The sequence below is a fragment of the Ensifer adhaerens genome, from assembly GCF_020035535.1.
Lineage (GTDB): Bacteria > Pseudomonadota > Alphaproteobacteria > Rhizobiales > Rhizobiaceae > Ensifer.
In genome coordinates, this window is the sequence record NZ_CP083349.1 from 2,093,688 (window position 1) to 2,114,530 (window position 20,843).

A 20,843-nucleotide genomic window follows, 5' to 3' on the forward strand; every position below is an offset into this window, starting at 1 on the left:
GAATGCAACGGAACTCAGAGCCAGAGTCGTCCGCCGGGAGATCGAAGCGGCTGTGGGTTTCTCATCGCGTGACGCAATTACCCTCTTGAGTGTCGTCCGGTCGTGCGCTAAAGCGACGCCATGGATGGGTGATTAGCTCAGTTGGTAGAGCAGCTGACTCTTAATCAGCGGGTCCACGGTTCGAGCCCGTGATCACCCACCAAAACTTCTAAAGCGCTGATTTCTTTTACTTTTCCCAAAGAATCTTCATCTTGTCGGTTACCGGCGATTGAGACTGGTTGCGATTCTCGTTCGGTGCTAGCGACCAATGGTAGCGCGCAGTCGGCGGGGATCATTCGTGAACGCTGGTAATCTCGGCAACCGCATCTTCGGGCTCGTCCGCCGGAACAAGATCACGACCGCGATCCTGTTGGCGGTTGGCCTGCTCCTGCTGCCCAATCGTGACGCTGTGGAGATTTCACTCCCGAACAGTCAGGCCACGGTGCGTGTAGGCCGGGACGGTGATGACTATTACGTCAGCGTCAAAACGCCCTTCGGCGCCTTCGACAAATGGATGTGGGAAGATTGGGCGCCTGCCCAACGGACGGGCCTGTATTTGACCTCCGAAGGTTGGATTGCCGCATTGGGCGCAGGCGGTGTTGCGACATTCATCGCCGTTCCCGAAGGCAGAGAACCAACCGAAGTCGACAGTGTCGAGGCGAAGCGCACCGACTCGTCCAAGTGGCGCTATCTGGGCGCCGTCGATCGTGACTATGGCACGCGCGGCCTGCGCTTCTTCGGCCCAAGCGATCAGCCTGAATGCTTCGACACGCTCGGCGCGGGCGAAAGCCCTTACAGGTTCCTGGCGCAGTGGGAGACGGCCTGCGACTGCGTTCAGCGTGCGGCGATGTCGGGCGAAGTCTGCAACATGAGTTCAATCCCCGACTCAATCCCGTGATCACGCCAAAGATCGCGATTGAAGCAAAGACTTCAAATTGTGCGGGAGCTTCAAACGTAGAGTTCGCCGGCTGCGATCTTCACCGCGTGACCGCCGATGCGGGCATTGCTGATCTCTCCGCCTGCAATATCCAGATGCAGGTGGATGAAGGACGGCCGCCCCATTTCTACCCCCTGCTCGACAAGCACCGGATGGTGGCCGTCCACGAACTGGTCGAAAAAATGGATGGCGCCGGAAAGAGCTGCCACCGCCGAACCGGTCGCCGGATCCTCGAGGCTGCCGGCACCGGGGCCGAACTTGCGGGCGTGAAAGCGCGCCGTATGGTTCACGCCGCCGCGGCAATAGACATAGGCCGAAGCCAGCCGCCCCTCCGCCATCGGCGTCAATTGCTCCCAGCGCAAAGAATCGAACTCGATCGAAGAAACCGCAGCAACGTCGTGCACCGGCACCATGACGAAGGGCGCACCGGCGCTCCAGAACGAAGGCACGTGGTTCTCGAAGCCAATCTGCGAAAGCTTCAAGCTCAGCGCATCGGCGATCGCCTGCCGGTCGAAGCGGGCATCGATACGGGCCGATTTGCGCGGCAGGTCGAACTCGGCAAAACTCGCCGCCCCGGGCTTGAGGCGGACGGCGCAGCGCACCGGCCCCACCTTCTCCTCCAGCACCTGCACGAGGTCGATCCCCTCCTCGGTCGCGCCGTGCTGGGCCTCGGCAATTGCGATGGCCGCACCGACCGTCGGGTGTCCGGCAAAGGGCAGTTCCTGGCTGGGGGTGAATATCCGGAGCTTGGCCGTATGCGCGGCGCCGCCGGGCCTGCGGATGAACACCGTCTCCGACAGGTTGAATTCCTGCGCGATCGCCTGCATCGCCTCGTCGTCCAGCCAATCGGCGCCGAAGACCACAGCCAGTGGATTGCCTTCGAGTTGCCTGTCGGTAAAGACGTCGTAGATCGCGTAGCTCAGCGCCATTCATGTCCCCTTGCGAATATGCCCCAAACTTTGCAGCGTCAGGACGCGTGCGGCAAGGCTTAAAAGCACCGGTACACAACTCGGCACGCATCACGACTACTTTAGTTGCGGTTGCGGGGGCGCGCACCTTGCCGGTGCGGCAGAGCGCGCGCTTGAGACTGGCCGGCACGCATACACCTCTCGTCGCCGCCCGGGCGGCAGGCGCTATAGCCTCACGAAATCAAACCATTAGACCGCCCGGCTGACTCAAAATCAGAGCGGGCCATTTCGCTTAAACAGCCAGTTGAGAATGGGCGGAATGAACGGCGGATAGTTGTACGCCCGCGGATCCGCGCCGAATATCGCGATAGCCTCGTCGATCTCCGGCTCGGGATCGTCGGCAATATGTGCCGCGACGCGGGCGACCAGGGCTGCCGCCTTTTCCGGATAGCGGTAGACGCGGATGACGGTCACGGCGCGGTCCATGTGCAACAGCTGATAGCCGGGTTCGGCGCTTGCCAGCGCCAGATCGATTCCGGTTTCCTCCAGCGCCTCGCGGCGGATGTTGCCGTCGATGTCGCAGCGACCGTCGACGATGTCCTCGGGCTCCAGCGAACCGGAAGGACTGTAGACGCGGGCCGGATTGGCGGTGTGCGAGCCCATGCGCACCAGGATCAGCGCTCCGTCGGATGAAAGGATCGCCGGCATGGCGAAGAGATGGAAGGCGCCCTCCACTCTCGTCTTCCGCCACCAGAGAAAGGTCGAATAGGGCACCACATGCCCCTCGCCTTTCACGCGTCCGCCCTCGATGCGAAGCGCCCGCTGCAGCACCATGCGGCCGTCGAAGAGGTGCGGGTTGGCCGCGATCTCGCGTTGCCAGTTTTCCTGTGCGCGGCCAACTTCCTCCAGGTGAAACGGATGCGCCGCGCCGTTGACGCGAATCTCGACATCGTCGATCGGAATGATGACGCCTTCGGCCGGCCACGCCGCCGTGTTGCTTTCAATTGTGCTCATGATCACACGTCCAGGGTGATGGCCACGGGGCAATGGTCCGACGCCTTTGGTCGGTCCCAGCCTGTGCGCGGATAGCGCTCCACTTCTAGCCCCGGCGGAAAGATGGTGCGGAACGGCTGGCCGCCGCGAATGACCTCGGGCACCTGGGAGTGGTTGCGCTTGGCAAGCGCCGGCGATAGCCAGATATAGTCAAGCTGGCAGAGGTGCCGCTCCTGCGGCCCGCGGCTGTGAAACAGCGTCCAGCGGTCCATCACCGGCCGGCGCAACATCGGGTTTTCGGCAAAGCCATCATGGCTGAATACGTCGAGCGAACTCGTGTCCTCCTCATGCGGCACGAACTGGTAGCCGTTACGCCGATCGCCGAGGATGTTCACCTTCTCCTGGTAGTCGTTCATGTCGCCGCAGATCGCGAACATCTTGTCGGCGGTGCGCCCGCGCCCGAAGCGGCTTTCGATGATGTGGCGCACGGCGCTGGCCTCGGCCACGCGCAGCGGCATTGTCGCCTGCCGGCCATCGAGCCCTTCGCGCGCCGGCCCCATCGATTTGAAGTGCACGACATAGAGCGTCAGCGGCCGCCCGCCGATCCTCAAGTCCAACTCCAGGCAGTCGCGCTTGAAGATCCGGTCAGCCGGGCGATTGGTGAGCGCGATCTGGTCGTTGAAGAGATCGAGATCCTCATAGGTCAGGCCCGCATGGCTCTTCACATCCAGGCACTCGATCGGCTGGCCGTCGCGCGTCTCCTCGCGCATCAGCACGGCAACATCGATGCCACGCGAATCATTGCCCTCGATCAGGTACTTCTGGCGATAGCCGCTGCCGACCATGCGGAAGAGATAGTTGTATTCGAAGGCCTGCAGCGAGGCCATGTTGTCGGCTTCCTGCAGGCAAAGGATATCGGCATCGCAATCGGCAATCGCCAGCGCCGACATCTGCCGCGTATCGTCCGTATGCGCGATGGTGCGCGCTTCTTCCAGCCGCTGGTACTCCGCCTCGGACTTCACGTCGAAAAGCCTGAGCACGCGATCCTGCTTCAGTTGGTTGCGAAAGCCGGAAAAATCGAAGCGGCTCAAAAGGTTTTCGATATTGAAGGTGGCAAGGCGAAGCGACATTTATCAATTCCGTGGCATGAAATGCCGGGAGCTTAAAGCAATTCCAAGAAAAGTGCGAAGCGGTTTTCCGTCAGGAATTGCGGCATCTCAGAAGCAATTCCAGGAAAAGTGCGAAGCGGTTTTCCGTCCGGGAGTTCGGCCATTACAAAGCGTTAGGTCAATTCACCGTTGGTGGGCCGGGCACCGCTCCCGGCATCAAGCCGCAAATACCGGGCCTGATGTCGTTGCCGGCCTCTCATCTCGCTGCAAGTGCGATTTCCGGCGATCGCCTTTACGTTCCTGCGCCCGCGACATGATCCATGTCATTCAAACCATGAACCAATGTGCTCAAATGGCGTTGGTACATAGCCCCCGCGCCCATGGAGGAAGGTTTGAATACGGAAATCGAACTCAAGCTCGCGCTCTCCGCCGAGGATCTTGCCCGCTTCGCCGCGTCCGGTCTCCTGGGTGAGCCGGCGCGCGTCGAAGAGCAACGGTCCGTCTATTTCGATACCAGCGCCCGTGACCTTCACCAGGCGGGCTTCACCCTGCGCATCCGCACGTTCGGCGCCGCCCGCATCCAGACAATCAAGGCGACCGGCCCAGGTGCATCGATTTTTGCCCGACCGGAGTGGGAACAGCCGCTTTCCGCAGACGAGCCCGTCGTCGACCGCACCACTCCGCTTGCTGCCGTCTTCGATCTGACGCCCGACGATCTGGAGCCGCAGTTCACCGTCGAGGTCGAGCGCAGCACCTGGGAGGTGGACCAGGACGGCACGCGGATCGAAGTCGTGCTCGACCGCGGCATGATCACCTCAGGCAGCCGCCAGACCGCCGTCGGCGAAGTCGAGCTCGAGCTGAAGGACGGCGACCCGAAGGCGCTCTTCACCCTTGCCCGGCGGATCGAGGCGATCGTTCCCATCCGCTTCGGCGTCATGTCGAAGGCCGAGCGTGGCTTCCAGTTGATCGATGCCGAACAGATCGTCTTCAAGGCCGAGCCAGTCGAACTCGACCGCGAGATGTATGTGACGAAGAGCTTCCGCACCATCGCGCTTGCCTGTCTCAGGCACTACCGGCTGAACGAGGACGTGCTGCGCGTGCGGCGAAACCCGGAGGCGCTGCACCAGGCCCGGGTCTCCCTTCGCCGCCTGCGTTCGGCCATCTCGCTCTACCGCGACATCCTTGGCGACGCGGAGAGCGAGCGCCTCAAGGGCGAGCTGAAATGGTTGGCCGGCGTGCTCGGCAGAGCCCGCGACGTCGACGTTCTCCTGACGCGCCAGCCGGAGCCGGAACTGCGCGAGCGCTTGAAGTCGGCCCGCAGCGCCCGCTACGCGGACGTCTTCGAGGCGCTGGATGGGGCGCGCGGCCGCGCCCTCCTGCTCGATCTCCATGAGTGGCTGCACTGCGGCGGCTATCTGTCGGTCGCTCCCGCCGAGCTTCGCGAAAAGCCGGTGGTCGATTTTGCCGAAGCCGTTCTCGACCGCGCACGCCGTAAGCTCAAGAAACACGGCCGCGCGCTGGCCAAGGTCAGCGACGAGCAGCGGCACGAGGCCCGCAAGGATGCAAAGAAGCTGCGCTATGCCGCCGAGTTCTTCGCCACGTTGTTTGACGACAAGCGCGGCGCCAGGCGCCACGGGCGCTTCATCGATGTCATGACCGGCCTGCAGGACCGGCTCGGCACGCTGAACGACCTCGTTTCCGGCCCGCAGGTGCTCGACGAGATCGGCCTGGAAGGTCACCCGGATGCCGAAACGCTGGTCCTGCACACCGACAAGGACAAGCTGATCGATCACGCGCAGAACGCCCTCGACGACGTGATCGACGCCAAGCGCTTCTGGCGCTGACCGGCGCTCGGCCGATCAACGCCCTCAAAACATCACGGTCCTTCGGGAAAGAGAAATGTGATTCCGGTCAGGACGCCCCATCCGTTCGGGCCGCTGTCGGGCGATGCCGCCAGGTCAGGACGCCTGCATCTTCATCGCCCGGTCGATCCGCGCTGCCAGTTCGTCGCTCACCGGCACCATCGGCAGACGCATTTCCGGACTGTCGATCAACCCCGTGCGCCAGAGCCAATGCTTGATGGGCCCGGGGCTCGGCTCTGCAAAGAGCAGCCGCGGCAGATCGGCGAGACGCTGCCAGTCGGCAAGCGCGCCCGGCTGATCGCCTGAAATCAACCTGTTGCGAATGGCGGCAAATGCGGCCGTATGCACATGGGCGGACGCCGTGATCCCGCCTTCCGCCCCTTGGGTGAGCGCCGTGTAAAACAGTGGATCTTCCCCGGTCAGCACCGCAAAATCCTGCGGCTTGTGGCGCAGCAGATCGAAGGATTGCGCCGCGTCGGCCGAACAATCCTTGACCCCGACGATGTTTCTCCGCTCCGCAAGCTGCAGCATCGTTTCGTTGCCGAGGTTGACGCCGGTCCGATAGGGAATGTTGTAGATCAGGATCGGCCGGTCCGTGGCATCGGCAAGCGCCGAGAAATGCGCAAACAGTCCGCGCTGCGACGGTCTTGTATAATAGGGGCAGGCGATCAGATAGCCGTCGACATCCCACGCCTCGGTGCGCGCAAGCGCCCTCACCGACTTTCGCGTATCGCTGCCGGAAAGCCCGAAATAGACCGGAATGCGCCGGCCCACGGCAGCCAGCATTTCCCGGGTGATCGCCACCAGCCGCTCGCATTCGCCCTCGTCGAGCGCCATGCCCTCGCCGGTGGTGGCGCCAAGGATGAAACCGTCGATCGGCTCTGCGGCGTAGTGCGTAACCAGCCGACGGAGCGAGCGCTCATCGAGTTCGCCATCGCGAAACGGCGTGATCAGCGGCAGCCAGAGGCCACCCGGTGCCGGCGGTCGTGTTGAACCTGTGCCTTCCATGAAATTCCATCTCCTTCAAAAACCGGAGACGGAGAGCGCAAGCGAAAACCCCGTCCGAACCGGCGGGGTCGATCTGATCCTTGTGCTTGCTATGCTCTGCGCGCAACGACCGACAGCCCCGAAAGCGGGGCTTTTTTCACAGTCGTCAGTTTTGCGAGGCGGCAGGACATGGCGAGGAAAGTCGAACAGTCCCCGCCCATTGTCAAGTCGCGACCGAAGCTTCGGTCCGACTGGCGATTGCTCCTGCGTCAACGTACCCAGTGCCGCATGTGCGCAGCACGCCACGAAATGCCACGGAGATATCATGCCCGCTCAGTTCGGGCATGAGCCAGAGCTCAGTCCGGACATTCCGCACCCGTATCCACCCAGGCGGCGATTAGCGCCGCGAGCTCCGGTTGCGAGCCGGGCGGCGCGCTGCGGCCCTCGCCCGGATGCCAGGCCCAGCCGACCAGGTGATCCTCGCCCATGTGTTTGATGAGATCGGCATGGGAGCGGTTGCCGTTGCGCTCCGTATCCTTCACCTGCTCGCAGATTTCGCGAACGCTCAGGCCCTGCCACGCCATGCTTTCGGGTGCCAGCTGCCAATGGGCATTGCCGGGTATGGATTTGAGGCGGCTGCCGACGATCTGGCGATTCTCCGCGCCATGGCAGGTGCTGCAGGCAAGGCCGGCCGGCCCCATGGAGCTATCGGCGGCGATCATCAGCGGCACATGCGGGTGCATGTCCTCGCCCTGTGTAGGGCTGCGTGTTGCCGGGTGGCAATTGATACAGCGCGGATGCGTCAGCACCCGGCTCGCCTCGGCGAAGATCGCCTTCGAGCGCGCGCTGGCATCGGCAATCGAAGAGAACTCGGCGACCGGCTTCAACGCGCCGCTACCGGGTGTTTCGGCATAGCCGCTGATCGGGTCGAAGACGGCAATGAGGCCGACGGCGGCCAGAGCGGCGGCAAGCGGAAGGCCAAGGGTTCGCCTGAACATGGTCACACCCTCCGCAAGTCGGTCTGGTTTATCGGCAGCGTTCTCAGCCGCTTGCCCGTCGCCATGTAGATCGCGTTGAGAAGCGCCGGCGCCACACCCGGCGTTCCGACCTCCCCTATGCCACCCGGCGCTTCCGAACTCGGCACGATATGCACCTCGATCGCCGGCGTCTCATGGATGCGCAGGACCGGCGCATCGTCGAAATTGCCCTCGACCACGGCGCCGTTTTCGACCGTGATGCGGCCGTAGAGCGCAGCACTCAATCCATAGACGACGCCGCTCTGGATCTGCACCTCCACCGTGTCCGGGTTGATGACCTGGCCGCAATCGACGGCGCAGACGATCCGGTCGGTCTTCAATTGGCCGTTTTCACCAAGGCTGACTTCGGCGATCATGGCGGCGAAACTGCCGAAATCCTCGGCAATCGCAATGCCCCGCCCCTTGCCTTTCGCAAGCGCCGCCGACCAGCCTGCTTTTTCGGCGGCGAGGTTGAGCGCGGCAAGAAGCCTGGGCTTGTGCTGCAGCAGCCGCCTTCGATATTCGAGCGGATCGATGCCGGCCACCTCAGCCAGTTCGTCGATGCCGCACTCGACCGGCGGCACGTTGCGCGTCGCTCCGACGCCGCGCCAGTTGCCGGTCAGCATGCCGTCGGGCGCCTCGTGGCGCGCAAAATCGGTCTGCTTGTTCGGGATCGAATAGGGTGTTTCCGCCCCGCCCATCTGGTCGAGGTCCACCCCGCCCTTGGTGAAGGCCGGCAGCCAGCGCGCCATCACAGAGGGACCTATGACGCGGTGCCGCCAGGAGACGGGCATGCCGTCGGGCCCGAGCGTCGCCGTGACCTTGCTGTAGTTGAGGTAGCGATAGCAGTCGTGGCGGATGTCTTCCTCGCGGCTCCAGGTCACCTTGACCGGACCATTCACCTGTTTGGCGATCTTCGTCGCCAGGATCACGCCGTCGACATCGAGCCTGCGACCGAAGCCGCCGCCGAGCAGGTGATTGTGCACCACAACCTTTTCGACCGGCAGGCCGGTGACATCGGCCGCCGCCTGTCTTGCCCGGCTCATGATCTGCGTTCCAACCCACACGTCGCAACCATCCGGCCTCACATGCACCGTGCAGTTCATCGGCTCCATGGCGGAATGGGTGAGGATCGGCATGCGGAAGATGAATTCGTGCACCGGCCCGTGCTCGGCCTCGGCCTTGGCAACATCGCCTTCGTCGACATGCGGCAAGGCGTTGCCGCCGATTGCCTCGTCCATGCGGCGCTCAAGCTCGTCCTGCGAGACCGAGGCGCTCGGCCCCGGATCCCATTCGATCGCAAGCGCCGCCAGCCCTTTTCGCGCAGCCCCGGTATTGTTGGCGACGACGGCGACGGCCTCCTCGATCCGCACCACCTGGGAGACGCCCTTGACTGCCATGGCCGGGGCCTCGTCGACCGCGCGCAGCTTGCCGTTGAAGTGCGGACAGATCGCGATCGCCGCGTAGGACACACCTTGCGGCCGGGCGTCGATGCCGAATTTCGCCGTGCCATTGACTTTTTCCGGGCTGTCGAGGCGGCGCACCGGCTTGCCGATCACCCGGTAGCTGGATGCTGGCTTCAGCGGCACCTCCTGTGGAACGGCCTGCGATGCCGCGGCCGCGATCAGGCTGCCGTAGGCCGCGCGCCGGCTGCCGGTCGTCTCGACCACATGGCCCGCCTCGGCCTTGCAGGCGTCGGGCGAAACGCCCCAATTGCGCGCCGCAGCGCCAACCAGCATGATGCGGGCCGTGGCACCCGCCTTGCGCATCTGCTCGTAGATGCCTCGAATCGCGAGCGAGCCGCCGGTGATCTGGTCGCCGAGCAGCGGATTGGCATATTGCTTTGGATCGGCGGGCGCATGTTCCAGCACCACCTGATCGAGGTCGACCTCCAGCTCTTCGGCGAGCATCATCGCGACCGCGGTGTAGATGCCCTGCCCCATTTCCACGGAGGGCATGACGAAGGTGATCTTGCCTTCGGGCGGAATGCGAATGAAGGCATTCGGCGCGAACGGTTCGGTTGCGGCGGCGGCCGTGGGCGGCCTGAGGCCGACCATCAGCCCCGCCCCTGTCAGCGTTGCGCCGATCAGAAGCTGGCGGCGGGATACGGCAAAGTCGGCCCTGTCGAAAATGGACATCGCATCACCCCTTTGCTGCCAGCTTGATGGCGGCGCGAATGCGCGGATAGGTGCCGCAACGACAGATGTTTCCGGCCATCACTGCATCGATGTCGGCGTCCGTCGGCTGCGAATTGGCAGCAATGAGCGCGGCCGCAGACATGATTTGCCCGGACTGACAGTAGCCGCACTGCACCACGTCGATCTCGAGCCAGGCCTTCTGCACCCGCGCACCCTCGGCTGTGTCGCCGATTGCCTCGATCGTGGTGATCGCCGCGGAGGCCGCTTCCGAAACCGGCATCACGCAGGAGCGCACCGCCTGGCCGTCGACATGCACCGTGCACGCGCCGCACATGGCGATGCCGCAGCCGAACTTGGTTCCGGTAAGGCCAATGGTGTCGCGCAGGACCCAAAGGAGCGGGATATCGCCGTCCACATCGACGGCATAGTTCTGACCATTCACAGTGAGATTGTAAGGCATGACACCATCGGCCGGAGCCGTCCCCTGTACATGCGAAGGCGCGAAAATAACAACAGGGTTGACGATCGGCCAAATTACAATCCCGTGAAGTCCAGCCGGAAACCCGCCCCTCCCATCATCCGCTGACGTCTCGCACCGAGGAACAACGCTCCCCCGAAACGGTATCGGGATGCGCCGCGGCTGGTGATCCAGGGCGGCACATCCCGATGATAATCAAAGAGAATCTTTCAGGCGAAATCAGAGGAGATTGGTCTCGACGTCGATATTGCCGCGAACCGCCTTCGAATACGGGCAGATGCCATGAGCGGCGTGGACAATTTCCTCGGCGACGTCGCGCTCGAGGCCTTCCAGGCGGACATTCAGGCGTGCGCGCAGGAAGTAGGACCCGTCGTTGACGTTGAGATCGATCTCGGTGTCAACCTCCGGACCGGCCGGGAGCTTCACCTTGCGCTGCAGTGCAGCAAGCTCGATCGCGCCGATGTAGCAGGCCGACCAGGCGGCGCCGAACAGGTTTTCCGCGGCCGGATGCGGCTGCGACAGCTTCAGTTCCAAGATACCATCCTGGCTCACGGTGCCGCCGTCGCGGCCGCCGGTGTTGTGGGTCTTGCCGGTGAAAAGGAGCTTCTCGGTCATGTCATTTTCCTCTCTATTTGATATTTAAAGCGTATCCGCTTCAATCGGATGCGATGTATATAGATGAAGTCGAACATCCCGTCAACACCATTGCGATTTAATCGGATGCGATTTATATTAAGTGCAGATACGGAAAGAGAAAAAAGGACACCCCAATGCCCGGCTCCAAGACAACGAAAGGCCCGCAGACCACGTCTGCCAAGGGCGGCAGGAAGCTCTCCAACTTCCTCTGCTTCGCGATCTATTCCGCAAACCTCGCCTTTGGCCGCGCCTACAAGCCCCTGCTCGACAAGCTGGGGCTGACCTATACCCAGTACGTGACCCTGGTGGCGCTCTCGGAAGAGGACGGCCAGACGGTCAGCATGCTAGGCGAAAAGCTCTTCCTGGAATCGAATACGCTGACGCCGATCCTGAAGAAGCTCGAGGCCGACGGCTACCTGCAGCGTCGGCGCGATCCCGCGGATGAGCGGCAGGTGCGCCTCACCCTGACGCCCGCCGGCCAGGCGCTCGTGGATGCCGACCCTGGCGCGGCACTGACCGACGCGATTGGCCTCGGCGACGACTTTGCAACGGTGCAGCAGTCTGTCGCCAAGCTGCGTGACAACCTGCTCGACGCCACGCAGCCGGGTTCACGGAAAGAATAGAGGGAATGATGGCGGCGGCCGGGATGCGTGAGCGCGTCCCGCAATGTCGCTCTTGTTCGTCGGGCTAAGCGCTCAGACGCTTGCGCGGATCCATCATCTCCGCCGCCTTGGCATAGCCGCCATCCATGCCATCGAGAAAATGCAGATGCGCATCGGGCCGGGCCGATGGCACCAGGCAGGTCATCAGCGCGTGGCTTTGCCGGTGCAGCCCGAAGATGACCTCGCCCCGTGCCCGCGCGGCAACCAGGATCGCTTCGGCCCGGTCGATCTGCTCGACCGCGCAATCGACCGTGAGACGCAGGCCGTCATCATATTTGCGGAAGTCCGAATTGGCGGCAACGCCCGCCCAGCGCTCGGGCGCAACCCGCACGCGCTCGTCCTTCGGCACGCCCATTACGCTCGGCAGCGGATGCGACTGCCGCGGCCCTTCGTCGAAAACGGCGATGACATCTCTGGCGAGAGCCGCGAAACGCTCGGGCGTCACGCGCTCGGTGGGCTCGACCAGCAGTGACAGGATCTGGCCCTGCCGGCTCGCAAACGGCCGCCATTCGCAGGCAAGCCCCGTGAGATCGGGCTCGCCGCCATCCATCTCCGGCTGCAGCCGATAATGCCCGTTCTTCAGCTGCTGCTCCGCCCATTTGAGCCCGCCGCCGGCAAACATCGCGTAAGTGGCGACGTCCGAAGCGGCGTAGCGGGCGATCCGCACGTCCTGCCCGCCGGCACGGATCTCCTGAACCGTCAGCAGGCCGATACGAAGGTCCAGACCAAACCGATCCTTCACGAACGCCGCAACCTGCCGCAGCGCCGTGGCCGCGGTCGCAGCCCCCTCCGGCGGCAGGGCAAAGGCCGCGCCATCGCCGCGAAAGACGAAGGGAAAATCGAAGTTGCCCCAGGCATTGCCGATGGCGGCAATCGCCGAGGCGCCGGTGTAATTGACGTCCTCATAGCGCCCCGCCCGGATCGCCCCGGTCGAATTCACCACATCGGTGATCCCGATCAGCCAGTCGCCGGGCAGCGGCTCATAGACCTTGGGATCGAGCACGTGCGTAAACTCGCGATAGGCCTGAGCGCGTTGAGCGTCGCTACTGTGCATGCGCTTCTTCCTTGCCGACGGCGCCTGGAGCGGCCCGGTGTCGTTGTCCATCCACGGCCATGCCGCAAAATTAAATCGGATGCGATATACATGCCGGTACGCATCAATGTCAATAGGAAGCAATTAAATCGCATGCGACAATAATAGGCGCACGTCTCCCTCCGACGGCCACGGCCGCCGGGAACGCACAGCCCGGATGGGAACCACCCTCAACCGTTTTCGGAAATCGCTTTCAGGCGATCGCGGTGATTTCGAGTTCCTGATCGCCGACGCTCATGACGTCGCCGACCGCCTTGCCCATGAGGATCCGGGCGACCGGCGAGACATAGGAGATCGACCCGGCCTTCGGATCGGCCTCGTCCTCGCCGACGATCCGGTACTTTTGCACCCGCCCGTCGTCACGGTTGAAGGTGACCGTGCTGCCGAAGGCGACGACCTTGGTCGAAACCGGTTCCGGCATCAGCTGGGCGGTGCGCAGCCGTTCGGTGAGATAGCGCGCGTCGCGCAAGGGGCCTGCCTGCTGGCGGCGCTTTTCGTTCACGTCGTCGATCGTGGCCGCCGCCTCATAGGCGACCCGTGCCTCCTGCATCTGCGCCTCCAGCGCCTTCAGCCCAGCTTCGGTCACCAGGTTCGGATGCGGCGAAATCGGACGATCCGGCAACAGTGTCTCGGCGGCGGTTTCGGCACTCTCTTCCTTGGTGAAGGCAACGCTCAATCTCTGGAACTCCGTAGCGGTATGGCTCGATGCAACTCGGCGACTGGTGCAATATCGCTCCGTTCCCCGCCGATCAACACTATAGCCATTTCCGCCTGACCCGTGCGAGAAGAATGGCGCTCGCGCGCCCTTTCGATTGCCCGAGGCACTCAAGCCATGGTTTTCCAAGCGTCCAGAATTCGCGGACCCGAATCCACCACCCGAGACTTTCCGGCCCAAGCCATCGGACAAAGCCGTCGGGGCTGGTCTCGCGGTGAAGGTTTACGTTCTGCAAGTCCTCGAGAAGCCCCACCGTTGCCGCCTCCCTGACATAGGCGTCGCCGTTGGTGTGCCAGCGTTCGACCACATCGAAAACGGCCCCGAAGTGACGCGTGTCGCCGGCCTCCAGTTTCTTGATCAGGTGGCAAGCCAGCTCCGCCAAAGCCAGGTAAAGCGGCGGATGGTCGTCGTCACGGTATTCTTCCTGGAACGCCGCCCAGGGTTCGCCAAAGGACGGGGCGGCCCGCAGAAGCGGCTCAAACATGTTCGATCGGTCGAACCCGAACGAAGGTGCGTCGGTACTTTCCTTTGGCATCGCTTCGTCCTGCCCGTGTTGAGCGCCTGGCGCAAGCCGCGCTCCCGATGGTAATTGCACAGTCCCGGTGCGGCCGTGATCCGTGTCTGCCACCCGCAGAGCCGGTATCCGATTCCCCGCACAACGCAAGAGAATCGCCTATAGCGCGAAGGCGACGATCCATGCGACAACCCGGAGTATGGAATGGAAGCGGCCGGACTTCGAGTCCCGGCCTGGGTCATGCAGGGAGAAAAATCGTTGGCCGAGCCGTTTGTCGTCTATGGAGCATCAGGCTCCGGATCCGTTCCGATCGAGGCAACCCTTCGCCTTCTCGACCTGCCCTATCGCGTGGAAGAACATGCCCCCTGGGCGGGAAAAGAGGAAGCAAGCCGGCTCGCCCGCATCAATCCCCTGGCGCAGGTTCCCGCCCTCGTGCTGCCGACGGGAGAGCTGATGACGGAAAGTGCGGCGATCCTGATCTGGCTGGCCGATACCCATCCCGACGGACGGCTCGCGCCGGCGCCGACAGACCCGGCACGAGCGGAATTCCTGCGGTGGATGACCTTCGTATCCTCGGCCATCTATGCCCTCTACTGGATCGCCGACAATCCCTCGCGCATTATCGAAAAGGCCGAGGACCACGCGGCCGTGAAAGCGCGCATCTTCGACCGGGTCGCCCATTGCTGGGAGCGGATGGGGGCACAGTTGCGCCCGGGCAGATACCTGCTCGGCGAGGAACTGTCGGTGCTCGACCTCTATGTGGCCACCGCCTCGCGCTGGTCGCCCGGCCGGCGTCGCTTCTATCAGGTCGCGCCCGCGCTCGCAGAACCGATCCGCCGCGTCGACGCCGATCCCAGGCTTTCGGCCCTGTGGGCGGAACGCTTTCCGTTTACGGAGGGCTGGGAGCGCTGAGCCTCCCGGAGACGTCAGGCCGGTGAACGAAACCGCCGGCATTCCGTTGGACCTGCCGCCCCCGTCTGCACAACGAAGTCGCATCCAATGACCGACGAAGCCCCCGCGCCGCTCCTGACTGAAGACGATCTGCGCCACATCACCCGCTGGGCGATCCTCTGCGCCGAACGCGCGCTTCCGCTCTTCGAGGCGGCGGTGCCGGGCGACAGTCGCCCGCGCGAGGCGATTGCCGCGGCCCTCGCCTTTGCTGAAGGGGGCCCGCGCACCGCGACCTTGCGCAAGGCGGCCTGGAGCGCCCAAGCGGCGGCGCGCGCGGTTGACGATCCCGCCGCCAAGGCGGCCGCCCGCGCGGCGATTGCCGCTGCCGGTGCGCCCTACACCCACCCGATCGAAACGCCGCACCAGATCAACCACATCCTCGGCCCCGCCGCCTATGCCATCCAGGCGCTGTCGCTCGGCGCGGAAGACGAGGCCGGCAGCATGGAGACCGAACTGCGCTCAGCGATCGCCGCCGCATCGCAGGACATCCGGCGTATCATCGGCAAGTTGCCGGGGCGCAAGCCCAGCAAGGGCGCCTTTCACGCGGTGCTCTACCGGCTCGATACCGCCCTGCGCCCCTGACCAAGCGCGCGGCGAGGCGGGAGATCACACCGGGGGCCGCATCCGCGCCTTGCCCGCTTCCTCGCTGATCCAGGCAATCACCGTCTGCAACGGCGGAGATTTGCGGTAGCGCGGCCAGACCAGATAGAAATCCGAGGGCCCGGACATCGACCCCGAGAAAATGCGGATGAGCCGGCCTTCGGCGATGTCCTGCGCCACGAAATCGCCATTGGCGAGCACGATGCCCTGCCCGGCGATCGCCGCCTCGATCGCATGCGAAGTCTGGTTGAAGCTGATGCCCTTGAACGAGGCCTGCCGGCTGCCGCCGAAATGCCGCTCGATGAACTCCGGCCAGAAATTGTGCGCATCGTGCAGCAGCGTGTAGCCGGCAAGCTCGTCCGCCGTCTCGGGCACCGGCCGGCCGGCCATCAGCATCGGGCTGCAGACCGCGACGATCTCCTGCTCGAACAACAGTTCCACCGCGAGCCCCGGCCCAAAGGGCGGCCGCCCGTAGCGCACCGCCAGGTCCACGCCATCGGCCTGGAAATTCGACATGCGATCGGACGCAAGAATATGCAGGTCGAGATCGGGATGGCGTGCGGTGAAATCCGGCAGCCGCGGGATCAGCCATTTCGAGGCAAAGGATGGCGTGGTGCTGATCGTCAGCCGCACCGGCTGCGGCTTCAGCCCATCGGTCGCCCGCGCGATGATGTCGAGTGCCCGACGGACGTCGGCGATATAGGCCCGTCCCTCGCCCGTCAGCGCCAGCATGCGCGGCAGCCGTTCGAAGAGCTTGACGCCGAGCTCGGCCTCCAGTGCGCGGATCTGCTGGGCGACCGCCCCTTGCGTGACGCCCAGCTCCTCGGCCGCAAGCCGAAAGTTCAGATGGCGTGCCGCCACCTCGAACACTTTCAGCCCATTCAACGAGGGCAGCTTTCCCGGTGCGTCACTCATCCGATAGTTTTTCTACTGCCACTTGAAAGCGAAACTTTCTCGTCGTCGCATGAAGGAGATGGTATTTCAATCACGAGAACCGCAAAATCCGGCATCATCCTGAATGCGACGAGGAGAATGGACACATGGCAGTAGAAAAAGTAGCCGTTATCACCGCCGGCGGCAGCGGCATGGGGGCAGAGAGCGCAAAGCGTCTTGCCGCCGATGGCTTCAAGGTCGCGATCCTCTCTTCCTCGGGCAAGGGCGAGGCCCTGGCCGCTGAACTCGGCGGCATCGGCGTCACCGGCTCCAACCAGGTAAACGACGACCTCAAGCGCCTGGTTGACCTGACCATGGAAAAATGGGGCCGGATCGACGTGCTGGTTAACAGCGCCGGCCACGGCCCGCGCGCCCAGATCCTCGAGCTCACCGACGAGCAGTGGCACACCGGCCTCGACGTCTACCTGATGAACGTCATCCGCCCGGTCCGCCTCGTGGCGCCGATCATGCAGAAGCAGAAGGCCGGCTCGATCGTCAACATCTCCACCGCCTGGGCCTTCGAGCCGTCGGCGATGTTCCCGACCTCGGCCGTCTTCCGCGCCGGCCTTGCCTCCTACACCAAGATCTTCGCCGACACCTATGCGGGCGACAATGTGCGCATGAACAACGTGCTGCCCGGCTGGATCGACAGCCTGCCGGCAACCGAAGAGCGCCGCGACGCCGTGCCGATGAAGCGCTACGGCACCAGCGCCGAAGTCGCCGCCACCGTCGCCTTCCTCGCCTCCGAAGGAGCCGGCTACATCACCGGCCAGAACCTGAAGGTGGACGGCGGCCTGACGCGATCGGTGTGAGCGCAACCCACGATCTATGATCGCTGCTCTCCCGCGCTTGTCGGGAGAGCAGCCGCCTCCCACAGACGGCGCACCGCCAAGGATACGAAGCCGTGGCACCCCGAAGGCGCGCTAGACGAATGTCGCAACGCGCCGGACCGGCCTCAACCGTTGACCGCTCCGGACCCCTGTGCCTATATCGCCCCTGCTTGCCTGAATTGTGCAGAGGAATTGTCGATGCTGGAGCTTGTTCTGAACCACTGACGTCTCGACCGGTCGAGACGCATAGCCGCCCTCAGCGGACGATGTCAGTCGTTCGCCAACGGCGGCGCGTGACCACGGTTCACAGAACAGGTTCATATCATGACCAACATCGAAATCCGCTCAGAGCGGACGAAAGACATCGCCGCCGTCCGAGCGATCACCAAGGCCGCCTTCGCGCCCATGGCATATAGCAGCCAGACGGAAGCCGAGATCATCGACGCCCTGCGCGTCGCTGGCGCGCTGACGATCTCACTGGTCGCAGTCGCCGACGACGACGTAGTCGGTCACGTCGCCTTCTCAGCGGTGACGATCGATGGCGAAGACAAGGGCTGGTACGCGCTCGGCCCGGTCTCCGTCAGACCCGATCGTCAGAATGGCGGCATCGGCGGCAGGCTCATCCGCGAGGGCCTAGCGCGCCTCGCCAAGACCGGCGCCAAAGGCTGCGTCCTTCTCGGCGACCCCGCCTACTACAAACGCTTCGGCTTCGAAACCCACACGGCCCTGCGGCTGGAAGGCGTACCGGCCGAATACTTCATGGCCCAGGCGTTCGAAGGCCCGGTGCCTTCGGGGCGCGTCAGCCACCACGAGGGCTTTGACGCAAGCTGATTGACTTGGCGGCAAAGCACCGGAGCGGGGTGAACAACGACACCCCGCTCCGATCCGTAACAACCGCAGGGTTGCAAGTACCACACCGTGCTGCTTAGGTTGCGCGATGAGCGTCGCGCCCCTCCACACCCATGCCTTCTTCGAAGAGGTTTTGAAGACGGGTTTCGTCTGGGCAATTCAAGACGAAGCGGGTTTTCCGACCTCGACGAACCAGTCGAATGAAACCGCGATGCCCTTCTGGTCGTCGCAGGCCAGGGCTCAGCTGACAATCGACCGAATGCCGGCCTATCGCAGCTTCAAACCTCATCGACTGCCACTGGACGTCTTTGTCGATCGCTGGTTAACAGGCCTCGAGAAAGACACGATAATGGTCGGTATAAACTGGAGCGGCGCGGCTGCGACCGGCTTTGACCTCCCGCCCACCGACGTGCGCCGATGGCTGCACGAGATGCAGGGTCGGTAGGCGCCGAGGCCATGCTGCCATGGCGGCGGCAGTTTCTCGGCGATCTGCCTGAACCTCCCGGCGGAGTATCCCGTCAATGTCGGCATTTCCCAATCGAAGAAGCGTCGGTCGGCGCGGAGACGGCAGCGTCAGGACGGCTTTGGCGATGGACGCGTGTGCCGTAAACGCCACCATCGACCGCTCTGGCGCCAAATCCAGGTGCCCCGCAGACCCGAACAAGGAAAGACCGAGGACGGCTTCGGCCGTCGCGTTCAGCCGCTATCCTGTTGTCTTTCCTGATGAAGCTCCTATTTCCCTGACAAAACCGAACACAGGAGCTCTGAATGAACCGAAACGGCCTCTATCTCGTCATCGCCCTGCTCGCTGTCGCGGTCGTCGGCCTCGGCATCTATATCTACCAGGAGGAGACGAAGCCGGGCGTCGAAATCAAGATCGGCCAGGATGGCGTATCGGTTCAGGAAAACTAAAATTCAGGAAGAGGGATGAACTGCCCGCTGAGCCCGGCCAGTCGCCGCAAGCGCGAGAGGCCGCCGGGGAGCCTTAAAGGCGGGCTTTGCCTGCTGGCGGTTCCGCGGTCGGGAAAGTCCGCCCTTTCGGCAACGGCGTGGTGAGCGCTCCGGCAAGGAATGCATGAGCGCCTTGATTTTGAGGCGGCGATGACCGCCCATGGCAGCGGGCGCCGAGTCGCTGCCGCGTGGCGACGCAGCCGCAACATGCCCGACACGCAAAGGTGCCGCGTTGACAGCAACGATTTCATGGACCGCCGCAATCCTGCTCGTAGCCACGTTTGCCCCTGCCGCGATGGCGGGCGAGACAAGCCGTGCGCCTTCGGGAACCTATTGCGGCCAACTTTCCTCCGCCGGCGTCCTGACGGACGCGCAAACGCACTTCGAGACCGATGCCAGCGGCACCGTCATCGGGAAATACGTGTTCTCCGATCAGGGCAACGCCGTCGAGGGCGAGCTTGCCGAAACCGGTGACGATGGCGACGGCAGCGATCTCACCCGAACCTTCATGTGGCGCGACAAATACGGCTACGGCCAGCTGATCGTCACCTTCACCCCGGACTTCTCCGAATTCACCGGCAAATGGAACGCCGGCGTATCGGACTTCCTGCCATGGAACGGCCGACGCTGCATGCAGACGATCAGCTAGCGCACGCGATACCACGCCCGCACCGCCCCTCACGCCGCAATCACGCCCCGCATCAGCGCTTCCAGCCAATCGGCGAACACCTTGAGCCGGCGCGACAGGTGCTGGCGGTGCGGGTAGAGCAGCGCCATCGGCATCGGCGCGGCGTTATGGTCGGGCATCACCTCCACGAGGCGCCCTTCCTTCAAGTGGTCGATCGCGTCATAGGCCGGAATCTGGATGAGACCGAGGCCGGCAAGGCAGCAGGCGATGCTGCCCTCGGCGCTGTTGACGCTGACCCGGCCGGCAACGGCAACCGTGCGCACCTCGCCGCCTTCTATCCACTCCCAGTCCTCCACCCGACCACTCGAGGGCGAGGCATAGTTGACCGCGAAATGTTCGGCGAGATCGGCGGGCGTCTTCGGCGTGCCATGGCGCTCAAGATAGTCGGGGCTTGCGACATTGATCAGCCGCAGCGTGCCGAACGGCCGGGCAATCAGGCCGGAATCGGCAAGCGGCCCGACGCGCAGCGCGCAGTCGACGCTTTCCTCGATCAGGTGCACCGCCCGGTCGGTCATGCCGAGATCGATATCGATGCCGGGGTAACGGTCGAGAAACTCCGGCAGCGCCGGCGCCACGATCAGCCGGCCGATGCGGCTCGGCAGGTCGACGCGCAGCCGCCCGGTCGGGCCGCTCGTATCGCGGCGAAAGAGGTTCTCCGCCTCGTCCATATCCGAAATCAGCCGCAGGCAGCGCTCGTAGAAGGCCGCGCCATCCTGTGTCGGCGCCACCTTGCGCGTCGTGCGGTGCAGCAGCCGCGTGCCGAGCCGGGTTTCGAGCGTCTGCACCGCCGCCGAAACAGAGGAGCGCGGCAGGCCCAGCGTATCGGCCGCGCGGGTAAAGCTCGCACTTTCGACGACACGGGTGAAGATGCGGAAAAGCTCGATCCTGTCCATGCCGATCCAAAAGCCATTGTTCGTATAATCTGACAAGTCATGTCACGAACGGTAGCTTTAT

Annotated in this window: 23 protein-coding genes and 1 tRNA gene; 11 read left to right on the forward strand and 13 right to left on the reverse strand. The window is 64.0% G+C overall.

The features are described from left to right. Positions 1-126: 126 nt before the first annotated feature. Positions 127-202: transfer RNA gene (locus LAC81_RS10315), tRNA-Lys, on the forward strand. A gap of 105 nt (positions 203-307) precedes the next feature. Continuing rightward, positions 308-937: a hypothetical protein gene (locus tag LAC81_RS10320; RefSeq protein ID WP_223727743.1), complete on the forward strand. Its 630-nt coding sequence runs from the start codon at positions 308-310 to the stop codon at positions 935-937. Between the two features lie 50 nt (positions 938-987). Here the strand turns inward: LAC81_RS10320 and LAC81_RS10325 are convergent, their stop codons facing one another. From LAC81_RS10325 to LAC81_RS10335, 3 genes are all read right to left on the reverse strand, one after another. Continuing rightward, positions 988-1,905: a PhzF family phenazine biosynthesis protein gene (locus tag LAC81_RS10325; RefSeq protein ID WP_223727744.1), complete on the reverse strand. Its 918-nt coding sequence runs from the start codon at positions 1,903-1,905 to the stop codon at positions 988-990. A gap of 252 nt (positions 1,906-2,157) precedes the next feature. Beyond that, the gene (locus LAC81_RS10330; RefSeq protein WP_223724694.1) at positions 2,158-2,898 is read right to left on the reverse strand and encodes an NUDIX hydrolase; all 741 of its coding nucleotides are present in this window, start codon (positions 2,896-2,898) and stop codon (positions 2,158-2,160) included. 2 nt (positions 2,899-2,900) lie between these two features. Beyond that, the gene (locus LAC81_RS10335; protein WP_223724695.1) at positions 2,901-4,007 is read right to left on the reverse strand and encodes an endonuclease/exonuclease/phosphatase family protein; all 1,107 of its coding nucleotides are present in this window, start codon (positions 4,005-4,007) and stop codon (positions 2,901-2,903) included. Between the two features lie 371 nt (positions 4,008-4,378). Here LAC81_RS10335 and LAC81_RS10340 point away from each other — a divergent pair, with 371 nt between their 5' ends. Next, complete coding sequence (locus LAC81_RS10340; protein WP_223724696.1) at positions 4,379-5,830, forward strand: CHAD domain-containing protein; 1,452 nt, start codon at positions 4,379-4,381, stop codon at positions 5,828-5,830. A 114-nt stretch (positions 5,831-5,944) separates the two neighbouring features. On the opposite strand, the gene dapA is transcribed toward LAC81_RS10340, so the two are convergent. From dapA to LAC81_RS10365, 5 genes are all read right to left on the reverse strand, one after another. After that, positions 5,945-6,856 (reverse strand): 4-hydroxy-tetrahydrodipicolinate synthase, encoded by a 912-nt coding sequence (gene dapA, locus LAC81_RS10345; RefSeq protein WP_223724697.1) that lies wholly within the window; start codon positions 6,854-6,856, stop codon positions 5,945-5,947. A gap of 335 nt (positions 6,857-7,191) precedes the next feature. Beyond that, complete coding sequence (locus tag LAC81_RS10350; RefSeq protein ID WP_223724698.1) at positions 7,192-7,833, reverse strand: Isoquinoline 1-oxidoreductase subunit; 642 nt, start codon at positions 7,831-7,833, stop codon at positions 7,192-7,194. A 2-nt stretch (positions 7,834-7,835) separates the two neighbouring features. After that, the gene (locus tag LAC81_RS10355; RefSeq protein WP_223724699.1) at positions 7,836-9,989 is read right to left on the reverse strand and encodes a xanthine dehydrogenase family protein molybdopterin-binding subunit; all 2,154 of its coding nucleotides are present in this window, start codon (positions 9,987-9,989) and stop codon (positions 7,836-7,838) included. A gap of 4 nt (positions 9,990-9,993) precedes the next feature. Continuing rightward, entirely contained in the window at positions 9,994-10,449 is a 456-nt protein-coding gene (locus LAC81_RS10360; protein ID WP_113540503.1) for a (2Fe-2S)-binding protein, read from the reverse strand. A gap of 237 nt (positions 10,450-10,686) precedes the next feature. Next, entirely contained in the window at positions 10,687-11,082 is a 396-nt protein-coding gene (locus LAC81_RS10365) for an Ohr family peroxiredoxin (RefSeq protein ID WP_113540502.1), read from the reverse strand. A gap of 155 nt (positions 11,083-11,237) precedes the next feature. On the opposite strand from LAC81_RS10365, the gene LAC81_RS10370 reads away from it, so the two are divergent. Continuing rightward, complete coding sequence (locus LAC81_RS10370; RefSeq protein ID WP_113540501.1) at positions 11,238-11,726, forward strand: MarR family winged helix-turn-helix transcriptional regulator; 489 nt, start codon at positions 11,238-11,240, stop codon at positions 11,724-11,726. A gap of 64 nt (positions 11,727-11,790) precedes the next feature. Here the strand turns inward: LAC81_RS10370 and LAC81_RS10375 are convergent, their stop codons facing one another. The 3 genes from LAC81_RS10375 to LAC81_RS10385 form a co-directional block, all read right to left on the reverse strand. Next, positions 11,791-12,819 carry a DUF3095 family protein gene (locus tag LAC81_RS10375; protein ID WP_223724700.1) on the reverse strand — a complete coding sequence of 343 codons (1,029 nt, stop codon included), beginning with the start codon at positions 12,817-12,819 and terminating at the stop codon, positions 11,791-11,793. Positions 12,820-13,051: 232 nt separating this feature from the next. Next, positions 13,052-13,534 (reverse strand): transcription elongation factor GreA, encoded by a 483-nt coding sequence (gene greA, locus LAC81_RS10380; protein WP_223724701.1) that lies wholly within the window; start codon positions 13,532-13,534, stop codon positions 13,052-13,054. Positions 13,535-13,613: 79 nt separating this feature from the next. Continuing rightward, positions 13,614-14,201 carry a DUF7674 family protein gene (locus LAC81_RS10385; RefSeq protein ID WP_223724702.1) on the reverse strand — a complete coding sequence of 196 codons (588 nt, stop codon included), beginning with the start codon at positions 14,199-14,201 and terminating at the stop codon, positions 13,614-13,616. Between the two features lie 144 nt (positions 14,202-14,345). On the opposite strand from LAC81_RS10385, the gene LAC81_RS10390 reads away from it, so the two are divergent. Next, the gene (locus LAC81_RS10390) at positions 14,346-14,999 is read left to right on the forward strand and encodes a glutathione S-transferase family protein (protein WP_223724703.1); all 654 of its coding nucleotides are present in this window, start codon (positions 14,346-14,348) and stop codon (positions 14,997-14,999) included. An 87-nt stretch (positions 15,000-15,086) separates the two neighbouring features. Continuing rightward, entirely contained in the window at positions 15,087-15,620 is a 534-nt protein-coding gene (locus LAC81_RS10395; RefSeq protein WP_223724704.1) for a putative immunity protein, read from the forward strand. Between the two features lie 24 nt (positions 15,621-15,644). Here the strand turns inward: LAC81_RS10395 and gcvA are convergent, their stop codons facing one another. Continuing rightward, complete coding sequence (gene gcvA, locus LAC81_RS10400) at positions 15,645-16,553, reverse strand: transcriptional regulator GcvA (RefSeq protein ID WP_223724705.1); 909 nt, start codon at positions 16,551-16,553, stop codon at positions 15,645-15,647. Between the two features lie 125 nt (positions 16,554-16,678). On the opposite strand from gcvA, the gene LAC81_RS10405 reads away from it, so the two are divergent. The 5 genes from LAC81_RS10405 (at position 16,679) to LAC81_RS10425 (ending at position 19,850) form a co-directional block, all read left to right on the forward strand. After that, positions 16,679-17,383, forward strand: a complete 705-nt coding sequence (locus tag LAC81_RS10405) for an SDR family oxidoreductase (protein ID WP_223724706.1) — start codon at positions 16,679-16,681, stop codon at positions 17,381-17,383. Between the two features lie 351 nt (positions 17,384-17,734). After that, entirely contained in the window at positions 17,735-18,232 is a 498-nt protein-coding gene (locus LAC81_RS10410; protein ID WP_223727801.1) for a GNAT family N-acetyltransferase, read from the forward strand. Positions 18,233-18,338: 106 nt separating this feature from the next. Next, positions 18,339-18,695 carry a DUF2750 domain-containing protein gene (locus LAC81_RS10415; RefSeq protein WP_223724707.1) on the forward strand — a complete coding sequence of 119 codons (357 nt, stop codon included), beginning with the start codon at positions 18,339-18,341 and terminating at the stop codon, positions 18,693-18,695. Between the two features lie 323 nt (positions 18,696-19,018). Further along, positions 19,019-19,162, forward strand: coding sequence for a hypothetical protein (locus LAC81_RS10420; RefSeq protein WP_223724708.1), 144 nt, complete (start codon positions 19,019-19,021; stop codon positions 19,160-19,162). A 199-nt stretch (positions 19,163-19,361) separates the two neighbouring features. Next, positions 19,362-19,850, forward strand: a complete 489-nt coding sequence (locus LAC81_RS10425) for a hypothetical protein (protein WP_223724709.1) — start codon at positions 19,362-19,364, stop codon at positions 19,848-19,850. Positions 19,851-19,879: 29 nt separating this feature from the next. On the opposite strand, the gene LAC81_RS10430 is transcribed toward LAC81_RS10425, so the two are convergent. Beyond that, positions 19,880-20,782, reverse strand: coding sequence for a LysR family transcriptional regulator (locus tag LAC81_RS10430; protein ID WP_223727802.1), 903 nt, complete (start codon positions 20,780-20,782; stop codon positions 19,880-19,882). Positions 20,783-20,843: the final 61 nt, after the last annotated feature.